Raw genomic sequence first — 543 nt, forward strand, 5'->3', positions numbered from 1 at the left:
TACATGTCGCTGTCGGGTGGACAGCAGCAACGTTTGTGCATCGCTCGGGCCCTGGTGCTGCAACCCGAGGTGCTGCTCATGGACGAACCCTGCAGCGCCCTGGACCCGATGTCATCGCGCACGGTGGAGGAGCTCATTGCCCGCCTGCGGGGGCGCCTGACCGTGGTCATCGTGACCCATAACCTGGCCCAAGCGCGGCGCATCGCCAATTTCGCCGCGTTCTTCTGGATGAAAGAACGCATGGGCACCTTGGTGGAGTTTGGGCGCTGCCAGCAGTTGTTCGAGTCACCCAGGGATCGGCTCACACAGGCCTATGTGTCGGGGGCTGCGGGCTAGCCTTCGGGGCAGCGGTCAGGGCTGAACCTGCTGCTTCAACCACACCGACGGCAGTTGACCCACCTTGCGCTCGAATACACGGGCAAAGGCACTGGTGCTGCCATAGCCCACGTCCATGGCCACATGCTTCAGGGGGCGACCAGACCGGAGCATGCCTTGCGCCACTGAGACGCGCCATGAGGCCAGGTAGTCGGCAGGCGTCTGCCC

At 64.5% G+C, this 543-nt stretch carries 2 protein-coding genes; one reads left to right on the forward strand and one right to left on the reverse strand.

Annotation, left to right across the window (positions count from 1 at the left end; all coding sequences use genetic code 11):
• The coding region (locus B2W70_RS01420) for a phosphate ABC transporter ATP-binding protein (protein WP_286742169.1) at positions 1-336 on the forward strand (336 nt) is incomplete at its 5' end.
• Positions 337-351: 15 nt separating this feature from the next.
• On the opposite strand, the gene B2W70_RS01425 is transcribed toward B2W70_RS01420, so the two are convergent.
• Positions 352-543 (reverse strand): helix-turn-helix domain-containing protein (locus B2W70_RS01425; protein ID WP_286742171.1); only part of this gene is annotated, 192 nt, incomplete at its 5' end.

Origin of the sequence: Aquabacterium sp. UBA2148 (genome assembly GCF_002328915.1) — a bacterium.
GTDB classification, from domain to species: Bacteria; Pseudomonadota; Gammaproteobacteria; order Burkholderiales; family Burkholderiaceae_C; genus Aquabacterium; species Aquabacterium parvum.